We start from the raw sequence: 17,546 nt of genomic DNA on the forward strand, positions 1-17,546 counted from the left end.
AAAAACTCCTTGTTTATCCCAATTTCTTAATGTTTGCGTTGTTTTCCCTATCAATTTAGCAAATTCGCCTATTGAATAGTATTTCATTTACATCACCTCTTTGTTTTATTGTAAAACAAAGTTTATAATAAAATAAAGAGGTTTTATACACTTTTATAAACTAATTTTAACTGTTGTTTCACCCTCTGAAAAAAAGTAGAGGTCAGATTTATCCCCTTCTTTTCCTTCTATCTGAAAACATTTTGATAGACTATTTGCCATCTATCATAAAGAGAGTATTTCCAAGTGGAACCAAATTCGGGAAGGGTGATATATGTTTATAATAGATCAAAAAATCACTTTCCTTTGTTTTTTCTATTTTAAGCGTCCGGTACCTAAATACGTCCGCTACTTGCTTTCGTGATATAAATTAATATCGTATGTTTTTTTCATCATCTGAAAAATGCGATGGCGGTTTTTCCACGCTTCTCCCTTCCACAAATCCTTACTGCGGTCAATAATTTCACACCGCAGATCATGATATTCCTTTTCAGAGTCTTCACGCTTTTTATGTAAAATAGTTGTACCACTGAATAAAAAAATGGCTAAAAGCACGATTAATAAATATGATTTTTTATTTGTTAAGATAACAAGCATCTCTAATAATGAATATTGATATGGAGTCATAATAGAATAGTAAAATATATAAAAAAGCGCCAGCGTGTACAGGATGCTCGTCCATAACATGATTCGATGCGCTGCATGGTAGTAGTCCCACTTGCGTTTTTTTTCAATGACATATTGAAGCATTTGTTTCGTTGCTTGATCGGTATCACTGTTAAGTATCATAAGATTTACTTCCATAAGCGACTCCTCCTTCCATAACAATCTATTCAGTAGAAAGGTGGACTATGATCAATTCTCCGTTTTTAAAGCTTAACGATTAATAAGTAAATGGTGCGATTTTCGAGAATTTAAGTTTGACATCTATCAACATCTAAACACAGGTTCATATGTGCCGTGAAGTACATAAAAAAACAGACATCTATTATGTTATGTCTGTTCTTGTTTTCTCTTATGGCAAAGGAATCTTCAATACTTGTCCTACTTTTATATCATTTCCTGAGATTCCATTTGCTTGGCGAATCTTTTCAATTCCAGCTTGGGAATTGTAGTACTTCATTGATATTCTAAACAGCGTCTCCCCTTGCTGAACCGTGTGAGTAGTTGTTTTTCCTTCTTGTTTGTTTTCCGTTTTTTGTTCTTGCTGCGGTTGAACTGGTTTTTGCTCAGGCTGTTGTTTAGGAACTTCTTCTTTCACTGGCTCCGATTCCTTTACAGCTGGAGGCTGTTGAACTGGTGGAGGTGTAGTACTATTTTCTTTACTTGACGGTTCTTTTTCCTCTTGACTCTCCTCCTTCTGTTCGTCTTCGCTATCTTTTATAGATTCATCTTTAGCTTCTGGTTTTTTTGCTATATTATTTTCTTCCATTACGGTTACCTCTTCATTTGCCTTGGTCTCTTCTCCTTTTGCGCGATCACGATTCATATAGTTGGAGTAGAAACTATAGGCAACGATCGGCAATAATAGAAAGAATAGCAGTAGTACTTGCAATAATGGATTTTTTGTTCTTCTTCGTCTTAGCTGCTCTTGTTTTCGCTTGTGCTGGTGGATTTCACTTCTAGAAGGCAAGGATTTTTTAGTCGAAGCCTCTTTTGTATCTTCCTTATCCAGCTGACGATGTGTAAATTCTTCTTGATTTTCAGAAGGGCTCCTTTTCATGATCCATACCACCTTTACCTTTTTTAGAAAAATGTTTCTGACGAATGATCCATCCTAATAAGAAATCAATGATAAAATGCATGAAAATGGTAGCAAGCAAATTTTGATTTGATAATTGGTAGATAATTCCAATCCAGAAACTTAATACAATTATATTAACAATTAAAAACCAATGCCCCCAATAACGGATATGAACAAGTGCAAATATAACGCTTGCAGCAAAAAAGCCGAAGTGGGTTTGAATGACTCCTCTAAAAAGCAATTCTTCACAAATAGCAATAACCATAGCTAAAAAAGCAATTTCTGCAATGGAGCGATTGGAAAAAATTTTTTCGTTAATTCCGCCATCGTCATAATACTTCTCCGGCAGTATCTTCATCAGTACAACATCTATTAAAACAATGACGATACCACTGACAGCCCCTAAAGTGATAACGGAACGATCCATTCGAAAAAGATCAAAAAAAGATGCAAAATCTTTAAATAAAACAATACCAAAAATGACAAAAAGAATAAATAAGAGTAATTGAGTGACTAATAAATGAAAAGTCAGCTCTTTTGAAGACATTTTCAATATTAACTCTGCTTGTTTATTTTTTTTCATGTATGATCACTTTTTCAACAATAACTTTTGCAAGATACATTCCCACGACTCCCTCTCTTCTTTCCTAGAATGAGGAGCTATTGCCAAATAATAATCCTCTATGTTTATTTTACAATTGTCACAGCAAAAAGGAAGACTTTTCGTCATTTTTTCATCAAAATATGCCAATATATGCATTCTTCGGCAAGCAGTGTCTGAAATAAATCTTTTCATCTGGAATAATTTGTTTAATTTATGCTGTCTTCTTTCTGCTTTCGTCTTTTTTACAGCTTCAATCTCCTCTCTTTCCATTTTTGATTTAGATTGATGGAATTGCAGAAAACGAAACTGAATCTCCGTCAATTGTAACTTTTCCATTAGCAATGGAAGCTCCATTCTAGACACCGAACGATAGAAATATTCAATTTGTTCATCTGTTGGCAGTTCTGTTTCGATCATCTGCTGCGGAAGCAATTCATCACCTGCTGAATATAAGAGGAGTGCCAAAGCTTTTTCTCCATCTCTTCCAGCTCTGCCGATTTCTTGTAAATACCCCTCGATATGTTGTGGTAAATGGAAATGGATCACAAATCGAATATTCTCTTTATTAATCCCCATTCCAAAAGCATTTGTTGCACAAATCACTTGCAACTGTCCAAAAAGAAATTGCTGCTGAATTAACATTCTTTGCTCTTGTTCCATCCCGCCATGGTAGGCTGCTGTGGAAGAAATTCCTGCTTGCCATAACATCACAGCGATATCTTCTGCTGCCCGTTTACTAGAAAAATAAATAATTCCAGGCTTTTCTAGTTTTTGCACCAAGGATAGCAATCTATCAATTTTATCATGATAATGATCACATTGCTCTACTGCCATTGCAATATTAGGACGATCTATTGAGAATATCCATTCCTTCATTACTGATATTTTGAGTACTTCTTTAATGTCTTCTCGTACTTGCCTTGTAGCAGTTGCAGTTAAAGCAAGTGTTACTGGTTCATTTAATTGTTGCCTAATAGCTCCTAGCCTTAAATAATCAGGTCGAAAGTCAGGCCCCCATTGAGAAATGCAATGCGCTTCATCAATAACAAATAATGCAATTGATACTGTACGAAGTTTTTCTAGCACCTGTTCATTTGCCAGCATTTCCGGAGAAACAAAAATAAAGCGATAATTGGAAAGCATGCTTAAAGCAAGCTTCCGATCACGATAGCCTAAAAATGAATTTAACGCAATTACGCTTTTTTCACCACGAAAATGCATTTGTGCAACCTGATCCTGCATTAAAGAAAGCAAGGGAGAGACGATTACTACTGCTCCATCTAAAAGATAGCCTGGCAACTGATAGCATAAGGATTTTCCTGTTCCAGTTGGCAGCATTGCCAAAGTGTTTTGCTGCTCGAGCACCGAAGAAATGATGTCTTGTTGTCCTGTTCGGAAACAATCATAACCAAAGTATTTTTTTAAAGCACTATGTAATTCCATGTTTTACTCCTAATGCCGCCAAAACGAGGCGAATTTGAAAATAAGTAACGTTAGGAAGATGTTCTTTCAATGGCCGTAGTTTCTTCCCGCCAATCTGAGCTGCGATATTTATAATTTCTTGAGCAGTGTACTCATCAACATATGGAGTAAGTTGAAAATATGGATCACTTAATGCGATTTCGATTATATGATCTTCCACAGTGTTGATTTTTAACTTTCGATATACAGCTATATCTTGCAGCGAGTAATGCTTTTTTAGTAATCGATATGTTTGTTCCGCTGATTTAGTTAAATAAACCCCTTTGTTTAAATCAGCGAGCATCCCATATAAAAGTGGATATGTTTCTCGTTTTGAAATAATGGACTCTAACATAAAATGCAGCAAGTTTAAAAATCGGAACCAACATTCTGTTTTTTCTATGCCAAACAAATCAGCTGTTTGCTGAACTGTTTTTCCAATTTGTTCAACACCGGTAAGCTGTACAGCAATGATCCGAGGATCTTCTGGAGGATTATTCGAAAGAAGACTGAATAATTCATCATAGCAGCGTGCTGCCAATTGTTCTCTTGGCTGCTTTGCATTTGTAATAAACCGTTTCAGCCATTCTAGACGAACAGGATCGCGTTCAATCGGATAATATGCTCGCTCCTTTCTAATTAAATGCGACAACACTTGAATAAAGAAAGTAAACCTTCTCCAAAATATAGAAGCAATTTGTTGATATTGATAGCCATTCAAATATTTCGGAAAAGATATTTTTGTAAAATACTGTTTAATCGATTTTGCTCCTTCTTCCGTTACAACATAAATGGGGTGCCCCTCTGTTGTTAGGAGACCTTGCTGGAAGAGCAATTTAATTCGACGTTCATAGCTTTGCCGTTCAAAAGCAGGGAATGTTTGAAAAAAGGTTGTTAATTGATAGAAGTGAGCATCTTGTATAGTTTGCGAGGATTTTTTTCCTTTTAACAAATGATAGATGGAATAAATCGTTCTTTCACCTTTAATTTTATGTAAACAAGATAATATAACAGCATCAAGATAACAGTTCATTGATGATCACCTAAAGTCTATAATTCTTCTACGTAAACAGCTTTTAGATACTTTATTGTCTGTTAAATGTGGAATAAAATTCCGCACAACATCACCTTTAGTGTACCACATAAAGCTATCTTATTCTTGTTTTTTCGACTTATGCTTTCTTTCTCCTATAAACAACTAATGCTATTTCCAATTTGTTTCTAATTCCTTCATGTTGGTAAAAAAGTATAAGGTGAACTACTCACCACTTATCGACATTGCGGTCTGATTGAAGTGGGAGCTTCTTGGGAACTAGATACTTTTGTTAGCTATCTATATTTACCAAGCTATAAGGGTAGTCCCTATCCCTAGAGAAAATACCAACTACATGGCGAGTTTCAGCAAATTTTTACTTGCATTTACATCTCGGCTATTCTATAAACAAAACTTCCTACTAAAAAAGTTGAAATTGAGTAGAAGGAACGATAAAATAAAAAGGAAGCAACAATGTTTCAGCCATCTTTATAGGATCAATTGTGAGGAGGTACCACATGCCAAAATATACCATCGTTGATAAAGATACATGTATTGCTTGTGGCGCATGTGCTGCATCTGCTCCTGATGTCTTTGACTACGACGAAGAAGGATTAGCTTATGTCGTACTAGATGATAATCAAGGAACAGTAGAAATTCCAGAGATTTTAGAAGATGATTTGGAAGATGCATTTGAAGGTTGTCCAACGGAATCCATTAAGGTTGCTGACAATCCTTTTGATGGAGATCCTTTTAAATATGAAACACAAAAACCCTCTGTTTTAACAAAATAGAGGGTTTTCCTTTTATAAAAAGTCATTTTTTTCTATCCGTGATGCAGTAGAGGTTTTTTCAAACCTATGCATTCTTAAAGTTTGTTTGTTTATCAATCCATGCTTTCATTCTTGTGAAGAGTAGCATAAATAAACCGGTTATAATGATTCCCTTGAATATATTAAAAGGAAGAATGAGTGCAACCGCAAACTTGCGAATTTCCGCAGTTGTCATTGGATCCCAGCCAAGCAGAAAGATATATGCAGGAAGAATCGCAATATAATTTAAAAAGCTCATCAGAACAGCCATAAAGATTGTTCCAACAATAAGGGAAACAGTCATTCCCTTTTTTGTTTTTAACCGTTTATAGACAAAATAAGTTGGTAAGACAAATGAAATACCTGCTAAAAAATTCGCCAAGTTACCTATAGGAAGCCCTGCCTCACTGCCAATCATTAAATAATCGATCAGGTTTTTAATAAACTCGACAACAATAGCAGCAATTGGCCCAAATAACAAAGCAGCGATTAATGCAGGAATATCGCTAAAATCAACTGTTAAATATGCAGGAAAAGTTGGCAATGGAAATTTAATCAACATCAGTACGTAAGCTAAACTGCTCAGCATTCCTACTGCCACAAACGTCTTTAAATTCATTTTTTTCATGTTCCTCTCTCCTTTGGAGATTCATCTCTCGATTGAAGAGAGGTTAAGCCAACAGCATAAGCATAGAAACCCCAATAAAAATCCCTCAAGAAAATACTTGAGGGAGAAATAACGGGTATGCCTAAATAAGCGTTTTACATCCTGCAAATGTAAAACACTGGCCAACCTCCATCTTCTCCCATCCAGACTATACTGTCGGCTTTGGAATCTCACCAAATCCTGCCAATAACATTGGCTCGCGGGCTTAGAAATCTTGCATCATTTTCATTACCGCCGGTCGGGATTTTCACCCTGCCCCGAAGATGAACCATATGATGTTTTCAAATTACAACCAACATTATACGCAATGATGATATTTTTCGCAAATGTTTTGCCCCAAAAAGAGATGATCCAAGATTATGACGCGAGTTACGCCTTGGTTTTTCTGAACACGTTGCTATAATAAAAAAACGTTGCCCTGCGTTGGACCGTACGAAAAAGCGAATATCTTTTACTTACCTTTTAAAGGTGATAATCCACTCATGATAAAATGAATAGTTAATTCAATTTCAGCTTCATCATCCCATTCTAGGTCAGGGAAAATTAAAAATCGCATATAAAAAAAGCCGATTACTGTAGAGGCAACTATTCTAATGATCGAATAAACAGGAAGTTCAGCAATCTCACCTTTTTCTTGAAAGTATATGATGATGTCTTTTATTCGATTAAATAAGGGTTCCGCTATATACTTTTTATATTTATCTTGAAGCTCTGAATGGAATGCTATTTCTTGAACAAAAATTTTTAAAACAGGAAGATTTTTTTTCACGAATTCTATTCGGTTTTTCATGATTTCATATAGAAATTCTCTGAAGCTGTTATATGGTTTATCCAAAACTTCACCAACATCCTCCAAGATAAATGGAGCAATGAGTTTCATAATTGTAGGTGTAACAATTGATACTAAGAGTTCTTTTTTTGTTTTGTAGTGGCGGAAAATGGTTCCCTCTGCCACCCCGGCTCTTTTCGCTATTTCGCTTGTTGAAGAAGCAGCATATCCTTTTTCAGAAAAGATTTCTATAGCAGCTTGAATAATATTATTTTGTTTTTCGGTCATCTTCAAATGTGCTTCATTTAAGCGGGCAATTTCGTCAATAAGTTTTTTTTCTTGTTCAAACATTTTTTAGGTCTCCTAACAATACAATGTTCTTCTCTATTAACTAGAAAACGAGAAATATATAGTTAGTTTATCATCATTTATCATAAATGTAACTTCAACATCCCCTATTTTTCAAGGTAGGGTTTCTAAAAAACTAGGAACGCCTTTAAACCCTGTAATCATTTTTAATAGTGGTGATTTTCAGAAATCTTATGTTCTTTATATACCCTTTTATATTGAATAATAAAGTAAAGCAAACTGCCGATAATTGCAAGAACAAGGAATACAGACAACATTTTAACGGCATCCCACATAAACGGATAATCGCTGTTTGTCACAACCGCTCTAAATCCAGCTACAGAATGTGTCATTGGCAAAAATGGGCTCACCACCTGTAATGCGTCTGGAACCAACTGTGCAGGGAAAGTGCCGCCGCTTGATGTAATTTGTAAAATTAATAGAAGAATAATCAGAAAACGCCCTGCATTTCCAAGTAACGTCACAAACAGTTGAACAAGTGTTATAAAGACAATGCTAGTAAAAATACTAAAGAAAATAAAAGATGGTACACTTTCAACCTCTAATTTTAAACCCATCAAAAGGACTAAACCAGTGATTAAGGCTTGAAATACTGCAACAATCACTAGAATGGCAGATTTGCTGAAGAACCATCCAAACGCTGAACTTGGTCTTTTGGCAGGATCTCGTACAGGAAAGACAATGGCGACAATCATTGCTCCAATAAATAATCCAAGTGATAAAGAAAATGGTACAAAGCCGGAACCGTAGTTTGGAACTGCCGCAAATTTATCTTTTTCAATATTTATCGGATCAGCAAACATCCTATAAGTCTCATCATTATTGGGGTATTTTTCCAAAGCATCCCCTCCTATTTTTAAGCTCTTTACTAACTCATTTGATCCATTCGCCAGGGAATGTAGTGCTGATACCAATTGGCTCTTCTGTTCTTGAGTTACATTAGGATTAGATTCAATTACTTGTATTAATTGTGCATTTACGAGACTCGTTCCTTCGGCGTTTTTTTCAGCTCCTTCACTTAACTTTTTGATATTTTCACTTAGCATATGGATATTCTCAAAAACGGCTTTCGTATAACTTTCCGTAATACTTTTGGATATATTGCTCTCTATTTTTCCGATTGCATTTTCACCCACCATCCCAACTAAATAATTCAATCCTTCATTGGGAACAAAAAGAATTTTAGATTTAACTGGAGTTTTATCAAATACGGAAGCTACCTTTTCCGAAAAATCTTCTGGTATAACAATCATAAAAAAATATTTTCCATCTTTGAGACCTGCTTTTCCTGCTTTTTCTGAAACAAACTCCCAATTGAAGTTTTCATTATTTTTCAGATTATTGACAATATCATCTCCGATTTTCAATGACTCTCCCTGAAAATCTGTTCCTTTATCAAAATTAACAACCGCTGCTGGAAGCTGCCCCATCCTTTCATAAGGGTCCCAAAAAGCCCATAAAAATGTACCACAATACATGATCGGCATAAGAATCGCTACCATAATAGGAATAAAAAGCTTATTTTTTGGAATTGCGATTAACTCCTGCTTTAACTCTTGAAATCCCATTTTTTAAATCCTCCTGTCGACCTTAAATTTTTTTAACAAACCAAATCTAATCGACTACAACCACCTTTCTTCATTCATTAAACCAGCTTTAATTAGTATATTGGAAAGATTATAAATTGTAAAGTGATTAATCACTCATTTTTATTTGACGGAATTTTTGGAAATAAATGATGATTTTTGATGATTTTTCTTTTATTATGGATTAAAATAGTAGGTGTGACTAATCACTCACTATTCTAATCAAAAATTTACAGGAGGTTAGATTGATGTTTAAAGTAAAAATTTCAGGCATTGGTAAAGCAGTTGGTTCAAAAGTTGTAGAAAGCAAATCATTGGAAAAGCTAATGGATGTTAACCAAGGATGGATTAAAAAAGCTACTGGCATCTATTCACGTTATTATGTAGATTATGAAAATGGGGAAAATGCTTTAACTCTGGGAACAGAGGCAGCGAAAAAAGCAATTGAAAACAGTGATATATCCCTAGAAGACATCGATTGTATTATTGGCGCAAACGGGTCGCCAATGCAAGCACTTCCTTGCGCAGCCAGTCTATATCAAAGAGAAATAGGTTTATCTAAATCTGGTATCCCTTGTTTTGATGTTGATTCAACTTGCTATAGTTTTGGTAATGCATTAATCGTTGCTGCTAATTTAATAGATAAAGAAATTTACAAAAATATTTTAATTGTTAGTGCTGATGCTCCCAGCCGTACATTAGATCTCACTGATAACGAAGTTCGCGCGTTATTTGGAGATGGAGCTGCAGCAGCTGTTGTTACAAAAGCTTCGGAAAATGAAACAAGTAGAATCCATCATTTTAAAATGCATACTTACAGTGACGGAGCAGATCATACTTGTGTAAAAGGTTTAGGCTCTTTACGCTATCCCGAATATCCTGAGACAAGCCCAAAAGATTATACTTTTCAAATGAATGGAAAAGAAATTTTTAAATTTGCAGTACGTCTTTTACCTAAATTTTTTGAAGAGTTTTTCGCAGTGTCTCCGATTCAGAAAACCGATTTAAAATATATTATTCCTCATCAAACGAGTCGTCATGGGATTGATATATTTAGAAAGTATGGTTTTACAGATGAACAAATTGCATCTCATATTGAAACACACGGAAACTGCATCTCAGCCTCGATTCCTATGCTACTGCATGATGTAATTAAGGAAGAAAAAATAAAACGTGGTGATTCCATTCTTTTATTCGGTACATCAGCCGGTCTATCTTTAGGCTGTATTTCACTAACATATTAATTAATGGAGGAATAAAAAATGACTAAAGAAGAAATTTTTCAAATTGGAAAAGAAGTTATTTTAGAAAAATTAGCTATTAAAAATTCAGAAATACATTTAACCTCTTCTTTAAAAAATGATTTGGGGGCTGATTCATTGGATGTAGTAGAATTGGTAATGGAGTTAGAGGATAAATTTGAATTGGAAATTCCAGATGAAGATGCAAAAAGTTTTATTACGGTTGAAAATGTTATTGATTATATTCATCGAAACATTCAAGAAAAATCTGAAATTCCCACATAAATCAGCTAGCGAAAAACATTAAAACTTATAGATCATGGAGAAGCACTTGAGGTTTATGATCATGCGTTGCATGGTCAATTTTTTTGTCTTAACTTACTTGGCAATACAAAATGACTTATTGTGATGAGGAAATCAATTCCTATAACAGACACCATACTAAAGAAAGAATAAAAGCTAAATTGTTTCAAATGTTCCACTTGTTCTGTGAGTTTTTGGATATAGGTGAAATCCATTATAAAATAATGAAATTAGTGTATTTTTATCCATAAGATCATCCTTTACTATTGAATTGGACAGGAACCCCCTGACCATCCATTATAAAGGATTTTTTTGTTATATGGGTATTTACGTCTTCAATATTATTTGTATTTTTTAATTATCTGGTTAATCTCTTTTCCTTTATTTACTATGGAGGGATGAATACAATAAAAAAACAACTAATGAAGATTACTATAGAAAGCCATTTTTTCATCATCTACACCTTTTTCATTTATGCTTTTTCTCCTATCATTTTACAACAGATGCAAATAATATTTCATTGTTGGCTGCTTTCAAAGATTACAACTTACATTCCTTTATGATATGTAAACAAGTACTTGCATATATAATGAAGTATCGATAAAATGAATATACTTACCATGAAAGGAGAAAAATGCCATGAAATTAGTTACTTTTCAAACAAAAAATTCAACGGAAATGATGTTTGGATTTGTTTTTCGACAAAAATATGTTATCAGTTTCCATACAATGATATTAAAGACTGGCAATCCTATTCATTGTCTACATAATATGAATCTATATTTGCATCATCTTCCTATGAGCCATCAATATGCGGAAGAATTATACTCATACGCTGATGATTTCTTTGAGAATATCAACCAAGATGACATTCACTGTATTCATGATGTGAGACTGCTACCACCCATCCCTTCCGTACCAGCACTTCTTGACTTCGGTTTATCCCCCAGACATTTGAAGAATTCCGCTATCAATATGGTTCAGAAAGAGTATACTTGGCCTTTAAACGTCATTCTTAAAGCCTTTATGGCGAGAAAATTACGAGGAGAACACGCAAAGCCTAACTTCCGATATTATAAGTGCAACCATAACGCTATCATCGGGAATGGTGACACCATTCATTGGCCTTCCTTTACCTCTTATCTCGATATTGAGCCGGAGCTGGCGATTGTTATTGGGAAAGATTCCACTATTGCTGGCTATACCATTTTTAATGACAGTTCTGCACGGGATGTTCAGATAGCAGATTTTCTATCCTTAACGGGCCCAGCTAAATCTAAAGATTTCAATGCAAGTAAAGGTATTGGGCCGTACTTAGTTACTCCAGATGAGATTGACGATCCGCTAAAGTTAGAGGTGAAAGTACGTATTGGGAATCGTCTTCACTGGAAAGGAAGCACGTCTGAATATACTGCCCATCCTCTTGATGTGGTAGATTTTGTCCGTTCCATCTTCACCCCTTTGCCAGGGACGATTATTGGGATGGGGACAATCCCCGATTGCTGTGCAATTGAAACAGATGAATGGCTGCTACCTTCAGATCAGATTGAAATTTCGTTTTCCAAATTAGGGACCCTTACCCAGTATATACCTGATTGTATTGAAATAAAAAACAAAAGCCGTTGGCCAAACAGAGTGGATCTCATTAGCACTAAGAAGCGAGAGGAGATAGGCTCATGTCCATGAAATTGCCTGTTACATCGACAAATACGCCCAAATGTGACCTGACTGTTTTGAATGCAGGATTCTATCATGCATCTTTAGATGGTTTGAAGAAAGGTAGCCAGAAGGAAAAGATATGGGGACCGGCACTTTTTTACTTAATAAAGCATCCTAAACAAGGTTATTTCTTATTTGATACCGGATACTCCACCCGTTTTTTCGATGTGACTCGTTTTTTTCCGTATCGTCTCCTGCGGATTGTGACACCCGTACGAGTAACAGAAAAAGAAAATGCATCCGTTCAACTGAAAAATATGAATATTCATCCCGATGAAGTTACAGTCATTTTATCTCATATGCATGTCGATCATGTGGGAGGGATACATGATTTTCCTCGTTCTCGGATCATTGTAAGTAAAAGAGAATGGGAGTTTACCCGCCGTTCATCGTTAAGTCTAATCAAACATGGCTATATCAAAGCCCTTTTTAACCAAATAGATTCTAACAACATACAGACAATTGATTTTGAACAGTCGTCTCGGTACGGCCTTTTTCAACAGTCGAGAGATTTGTTAGGCGATGAGTCGTTGATCCTCGTTCCACTTCCGGGCCACTCCATCGGACAAATGGGATTGCTTATAAACGGCCCTGACCATAGATACTTTTTGGCAGCTGATGCCGTTTATGTGCGAGGGAACTATCGAGAGAATAAGGCAGGTAGTTGGGTAAGTAGATTCGCTCATTACAACCATATCCAATACGAAAATCTGTTTCCACTGCTTAACGGGTTAGAAAAGGAAAATAGTAATCTAATCATCTTGCCCTCGCATGATCTTGATATCTATCAACAATATGTGGAGAAAAGAAATTAGATGCATTGTATCCTTCAACTATTCCCTCTCCTGCAGGTACATTGTGCCATTCTATCATATCATCTGTATCCCAGTCATACCTTTGATATTTAGTATTGATTTCTTACTTTAATCAATTTAACGATCATTCTTGATACGATCTATAAATATAAAACGTCCTAAAGGTTTTCTTAGGACGAAATATTAATTTTCAAAATCTATTCCTTTTTAAGCGGATATATTATCATGATATGAAGCAAAACATCATTCCCTTTTTTGTTTTTAACCGTTTATAGACAAAATAAGTTGGTAAGACAAATGAAATACCTGCTAAAAAATTCGCCAAGTTACCTATAGGAAGCCCTGCTTCACTGCCAATCATTAAATAATCGATCAGGTTTTTAATAAACTCGACAACAATAGCAGCAATTGGCCCAAATAACAAAGCAGCGATTAATGCAGGAATATCGCTAAAATCAACTGTTAAATATGCAGGAAAAGTTGGCAATGGAAATTTAATCAGCATTAGTACGCAAGATTTGGATAAAAAGTTATCTTTTCTGTTTCGATCTCGTAAAATCACCTGATCTCTTTTTCGGCCTCTTCCTATGATGCTTTTTAGAGTCGAGCGAAGAGGAAGTAGTTTTTTTAAACTTAGAAGTACTATTTATTTTATTGTTATTTAGCTTTTTTGAATGCATAACAGAAGTAGATTTTTTCGGAATTTTCATATCAATTCCTTTTTCAATTATGTTCACATAATCTCTATCCTTCGGTGCTATGAAAGTGACTGCTAAACCATGTTCACCAGCACGGCCTGTTCGGCCGATTCGATGAATATAACTTTCTGCATCAAGAGGAACATCATAATTAAACACATGTGTTACACCGTCTACATCAAGTCCACGTGCAGCTACATCAGTAGCAATTAAATACTGCAACTCTGCTTTTCTAAAGCGTTCTAGTACTCGCTCACGCTTCGCTTGCGACAAGCCTCCATGCAATTCATCTACTAAAAATCCTTGCGATTGTAATGAATCATTCAATTTCGATACGCGACGCCTCGTTCGACAGAAGATCATTCCAAGAAAAGGCTGCTCTTCTAACAGCATGTGGCATAGTGTATCTTGCTTCGCCCGATCTGTCGTTTCTACAATAATCTGTTGAATTTCTTTCACAGTCACTTGCTCTGTTTTTATATAAATGTCTTTCGGATTGCTCATATACGCTCTTGCCAATCGGCGGATTTCCTTTGGCATTGTTGCTGAAAAAAGCATCGTTTGCCTGTTTTCCGAGGTTTGATGAATAATGTCCTCAACCTCTGATAAAAAACCGATATGCAGCATTTGATCTGCTTCATCTAACACAAGCATCGAAACGTTAGATAAATCGATTGTCCCTTGACGAAGATGATCCAACAATCTTCCAGGTGTTCCAATCGCAAGATGGATGTCATTTTTAAGTTTATTGATTTGTTTCACTACATCTTGTCCACCATAAATAGCTAAAACATTCGGGTCTAGCCGACCTTCTGTAAGCTTCTGAACTTCTTTTGTAATTTGCAAAGCAAGTTCACGAGTAGGTGTAATAATGAGACCTTGAATATGTAAAAGTGCAACATCGATTTTTTCTAACATCGGCAAAACAAACGCTAATGTCTTTCCCGTTCCGGTCTGCGCCTTTGCTACGATATCCTTCCCGTCTAGCACGAGCGGAATTGCTCTTGCTTGTATTTCTGTTGGCTTTTCAATTTGCATGGTAATTAATCGATCACATCGGCTTTTTGAAATTCCTAATTGTTGAAATGTCATTTACACATTCCTCTTTCTTCTTTTACTTGCCTTTCTTACTATAACCAATTTATTGAGTAATCATTGACTACGATCATAAGTATAAAACACCCTATCACATTTGAAAAAAGGTTTTTCTTAGAATGATATATATTATTTTTTTCAAATTCTATTTTCTTTTTTGTTTATCATATCTATCTGCTCATTGGATATTAACCCAAAACACCCTTTCGTCTAAATACCGCCTTCCTTCAATTCAGTGAATGAGTAGATGTAGGATAACCTCTATTTCTCCTTTTTGAACATTCATGTAATATGTATAGAAAATGTCATTGTTCTTTATAAGTATCTACTAGCATCTTATTATTTATAGGATATTGAAAATCCTTAAACATCCACTTTCAGCAATTAACTTTCTTCCTGTGTTTCTTTTATGATCAACCCTAATACTTTTGCAAAACCGATAGCTTGGTCTGGAGAAATGATACAGCCTTCTAACTTGTCAATTGATACAACTAAATTTTCGAATGAACACGTACTCAAGTCGATCCCTTTTAATGACAATCCTGCTAATTTAGCCTGATCAATATCGCAATGATTAAAAATAGCTTGTTTTAATTTTGCTTCATAGAAATCGGCTTCACGGAGGGAACAAGCATGAAACTGCAATTGCTTGCAGTTGGAGAAAACGAATGAAGCATAATTCGCTAAACAATGATCGAATATGACATTTCGGAGGGTAGAGCCTGAGAAATCAACACCTATCGCCTTACAAGTTTTCATTGCTACCCGATGAATAATGGCATCACTAAAATCAGTGTTAGATAAGTCACATTTCTCAAACAGACAATCTGTTAATTCAATGTTTTTAAATTCAACTTCTTGAAAAGAAACATTTTTAAAAACAACTTTTTCAAAGTGAACTTTTTCAGCGTAGATATCCCGTAATTCTATATTTTCTATTTTACCATGACTGATATATTGCTCATCCCCTATTGTTTCATCTAGATAGATAGTAGCTGCGTTTTTTGGAAGACGCGGCAACTGTATGTTTGACGTTTTTTTTATCATCGAGATCCCCCTTATCATTTAAGACAAAACACCAAGCTTCTTTCTGACCTATTACCAGTTAATGGAAGCCGCCCTCCATTGTTTCCTCAAGCATACCATAAGAACGATAAATGTTTATACAAACAATGATGTGCTGAGATACAATATTTTTGTGGTTCAACATCATATATTAAAAATTGTCCATCTTCCCGTTATAGTAAATTGATCGCTTTGTTGATTTCTTACGTTTATTCAACGTAACTGAATATGGAGCTTTCGTTAGTGAAATAATGGACATTACGATTGTGAATAACTGAAAACTAAATAATGTAAACTTATGTTGAAGGTAGGTTACATGGAGAAAATGCTAAATAACAAGTATGAAATACAACATTATTTAAAAAACCAAATTAAAAAAAATAGATATTTATTAGGTGTTGCTGCTGGCTCTGGAATGACAGCAAAATATGCAGAGCAAAGTGGTGCTGACCTCATTTTAGCTCTAAGTTCAGGGCGCTTCAGGCAAATGGGTGTAAGTTCATTAGCTGGTTTTTTACCTTATGCAAATAGTAATGAAGTTGTAATGGATTTTGCTTATAAAGAATTAATTCCTATGATTAAAAATATTCCTGTTTGTTTCGGTTTATGTGCAACAGATCCAACAATCAAGTTAGATAACTATATTGATTTAATTAAGGATAAAGGATTTGCTGGCATTAATAATTTTCCCAGTGTTGGTCTAGTAGATGGTCTTTTCAGAGAAGCTTTGGAGGAACAAGGAATTACATATAATAAAGAAATAGAAGCTATTCGCCTTGCTAATGAAAAAGAGTTATTTACCGTGGCCTTTGTATTTAATGAGGATCAAGCAATAAGTATGTTAGAAGCTGGTGCTGATGTTATTTGTGTTCATTTAGGTCTTACCAAAGGTGGCTCATTAGGAGCTAGAAAGATCTTATCTTTACAATCCGCTAAAAGAATGGCTGTGAACATTTTTAATCGATGTGATGAACTGAATCCAAATGCTATTAAAATGATTTATGGTGGCCCAGTTAATAAACCAATCGATGTTCAATTTATGTATGACGATACCAATATCATGGGTTACATCGGCGGTTCCGTTTTTGAAAGGATCCCTACTGAACAAGCTCTCGTGCATGTTACAAGATCATTTAAGCAAACAAATGATTTTCAGTTTGATGAATTGATCGTTAAAATAATTGATGGCATAGGAAGTCAAGATGATTATATAGATTTTATAAAAAAATATATCGCTTTACATTATATGGATGAAATAACATTAAACGAAATAGCAGAAATCTTAAATTTATCCCGCTCTTATTTAAGTACATTATTTAAAAAAGAGGTGGGTATTTCATTTACTCAATATCTTATTAATTTTCGACTTAATCGTGCAATCGAAATACTAAAATTAGAAAACTTGCCACTAAATAGCGTCGCTGAAATGGTAGGTTATCCCGACTATACTCAATTTAGTAAAATCTTTAAGAAATATAAAGGTGTATCACCTAAATATTATATAAAAAAATAACAAAAAGACAATT

17 protein-coding genes, 1 pseudogene and 1 riboswitch are annotated in these 17,546 nt (G+C 34.9%); of the genes and pseudogenes, 6 read left to right on the forward strand and 12 right to left on the reverse strand.

Annotated features, from left to right (window positions below; all coding sequences use genetic code 11):
* The 6 genes from J2S08_RS03170 to J2S08_RS03195 form a co-directional block, all read right to left on the reverse strand.
* On the reverse strand, positions 1-87 hold an 87-nt coding region (locus J2S08_RS03170; protein WP_307226956.1), incomplete at its 3' end, for a MerR family DNA-binding transcriptional regulator.
* Between the two features lie 300 nt (positions 88-387).
* Entirely contained in the window at positions 388-843 is a 456-nt protein-coding gene (locus tag J2S08_RS03175) for a YpbF family protein (protein ID WP_307226602.1), read from the reverse strand.
* Between the two features lie 211 nt (positions 844-1,054).
* Positions 1,055-1,762, reverse strand: a complete 708-nt coding sequence (locus J2S08_RS03180) for a LysM peptidoglycan-binding domain-containing protein (RefSeq protein WP_307226605.1) — start codon at positions 1,760-1,762, stop codon at positions 1,055-1,057.
* The gene (locus J2S08_RS03185) at positions 1,743-2,366 is read right to left on the reverse strand and encodes a CPBP family intramembrane glutamic endopeptidase (protein ID WP_307226607.1); all 624 of its coding nucleotides are present in this window, start codon (positions 2,364-2,366) and stop codon (positions 1,743-1,745) included. The genes J2S08_RS03180 and J2S08_RS03185 overlap by 20 nt, the downstream gene beginning before the upstream one ends.
* Positions 2,367-2,372: 6 nt before the next feature.
* Positions 2,373-3,830, reverse strand: coding sequence for a RecQ family ATP-dependent DNA helicase (locus J2S08_RS03190; protein ID WP_307226609.1), 1,458 nt, complete (start codon positions 3,828-3,830; stop codon positions 2,373-2,375).
* The gene (locus tag J2S08_RS03195) at positions 3,817-4,881 is read right to left on the reverse strand and encodes a YpbB family protein (RefSeq protein ID WP_307226611.1); all 1,065 of its coding nucleotides are present in this window, start codon (positions 4,879-4,881) and stop codon (positions 3,817-3,819) included. Before J2S08_RS03195 ends, J2S08_RS03190 begins: the two co-directional genes overlap by 14 nt.
* A 518-nt stretch (positions 4,882-5,399) precedes the next feature.
* Between J2S08_RS03195 and J2S08_RS03200 the strand changes: the two genes are divergently transcribed.
* Entirely contained in the window at positions 5,400-5,675 is a 276-nt protein-coding gene (locus tag J2S08_RS03200; RefSeq protein ID WP_307226612.1) for a ferredoxin, read from the forward strand.
* A 64-nt stretch (positions 5,676-5,739) separates the two neighbouring features.
* Here J2S08_RS03200 and J2S08_RS03205 read toward each other — a convergent pair whose 3' ends face one another.
* The 3 genes from J2S08_RS03205 to J2S08_RS03215 all read right to left on the reverse strand — a co-directional run bounded on the left by J2S08_RS03205 (position 5,740) and on the right by J2S08_RS03215 (position 9,066).
* Positions 5,740-6,321, reverse strand: a complete 582-nt coding sequence (locus J2S08_RS03205) for an ECF transporter S component (RefSeq protein ID WP_307226614.1) — start codon at positions 6,319-6,321, stop codon at positions 5,740-5,742.
* A gap of 166 nt (positions 6,322-6,487) precedes the next feature.
* A riboswitch (FMN riboswitch) is annotated at positions 6,488-6,629 on the reverse strand.
* Between the two features lie 182 nt (positions 6,630-6,811).
* Positions 6,812-7,480 carry a TetR/AcrR family transcriptional regulator gene (locus J2S08_RS03210; protein WP_307226617.1) on the reverse strand — a complete coding sequence of 223 codons (669 nt, stop codon included), beginning with the start codon at positions 7,478-7,480 and terminating at the stop codon, positions 6,812-6,814.
* A 164-nt stretch (positions 7,481-7,644) separates the two neighbouring features.
* Entirely contained in the window at positions 7,645-9,066 is a 1,422-nt protein-coding gene (locus J2S08_RS03215) for a YhgE/Pip family protein (RefSeq protein ID WP_307226619.1), read from the reverse strand.
* A 266-nt stretch (positions 9,067-9,332) separates the two neighbouring features.
* On the opposite strand from J2S08_RS03215, the gene J2S08_RS03220 reads away from it, so the two are divergent.
* The 4 genes from J2S08_RS03220 (at position 9,333) to J2S08_RS03235 (ending at position 13,162) form a co-directional block, all read left to right on the forward strand.
* Positions 9,333-10,328, forward strand: coding sequence for a beta-ketoacyl-ACP synthase 3 (locus J2S08_RS03220; RefSeq protein WP_307226621.1), 996 nt, complete (start codon positions 9,333-9,335; stop codon positions 10,326-10,328).
* Positions 10,329-10,346: 18 nt separating this feature from the next.
* Positions 10,347-10,610, forward strand: a complete 264-nt coding sequence (gene acpP / locus J2S08_RS03225) for an acyl carrier protein (RefSeq protein WP_307226622.1) — start codon at positions 10,347-10,349, stop codon at positions 10,608-10,610.
* 657 nt (positions 10,611-11,267) lie between these two features.
* On the forward strand, positions 11,268-12,314 hold the full coding sequence (locus J2S08_RS03230; protein WP_307226624.1) for a fumarylacetoacetate hydrolase family protein: 1,047 nt from the start codon (positions 11,268-11,270) through the stop codon (positions 12,312-12,314).
* Complete coding sequence (locus J2S08_RS03235; RefSeq protein WP_307226626.1) at positions 12,305-13,162, forward strand: MBL fold metallo-hydrolase; 858 nt, start codon at positions 12,305-12,307, stop codon at positions 13,160-13,162. The genes J2S08_RS03230 and J2S08_RS03235 overlap by 10 nt, the downstream gene beginning before the upstream one ends.
* A 241-nt stretch (positions 13,163-13,403) precedes the next feature.
* Here J2S08_RS03235 and J2S08_RS03240 read toward each other — a convergent pair.
* The 3 genes and pseudogenes from J2S08_RS03240 to J2S08_RS03250 form a co-directional block, all read right to left on the reverse strand.
* A pseudogene (locus tag J2S08_RS03240) lies at positions 13,404-13,724 on the reverse strand (ECF transporter S component); the annotation flags it as partial.
* Positions 13,693-14,952 (reverse strand): DEAD/DEAH box helicase, encoded by a 1,260-nt coding sequence (locus tag J2S08_RS03245; RefSeq protein WP_307226628.1) that lies wholly within the window; start codon positions 14,950-14,952, stop codon positions 13,693-13,695. The pseudogene J2S08_RS03240 and the gene J2S08_RS03245, both read right to left, overlap by 32 nt.
* 387 nt (positions 14,953-15,339) lie before the next feature.
* Positions 15,340-16,002 (reverse strand): pentapeptide repeat-containing protein, encoded by a 663-nt coding sequence (locus J2S08_RS03250; protein WP_307226630.1) that lies wholly within the window; start codon positions 16,000-16,002, stop codon positions 15,340-15,342.
* A 334-nt stretch (positions 16,003-16,336) separates the two neighbouring features.
* On the opposite strand from J2S08_RS03250, the gene J2S08_RS03255 reads away from it, so the two are divergent.
* Positions 16,337-17,533, forward strand: coding sequence for a phosphoenolpyruvate hydrolase family protein (locus J2S08_RS03255; protein WP_307226632.1), 1,197 nt, complete (start codon positions 16,337-16,339; stop codon positions 17,531-17,533).
* Positions 17,534-17,546: the final 13 nt, after the last annotated feature.

This window comes from Bacillus chungangensis (assembly GCF_030812995.1).
Lineage (GTDB): Bacteria > Bacillota > Bacilli > Bacillales > Bacillaceae_C > Bacillus_CF > Bacillus_CF chungangensis.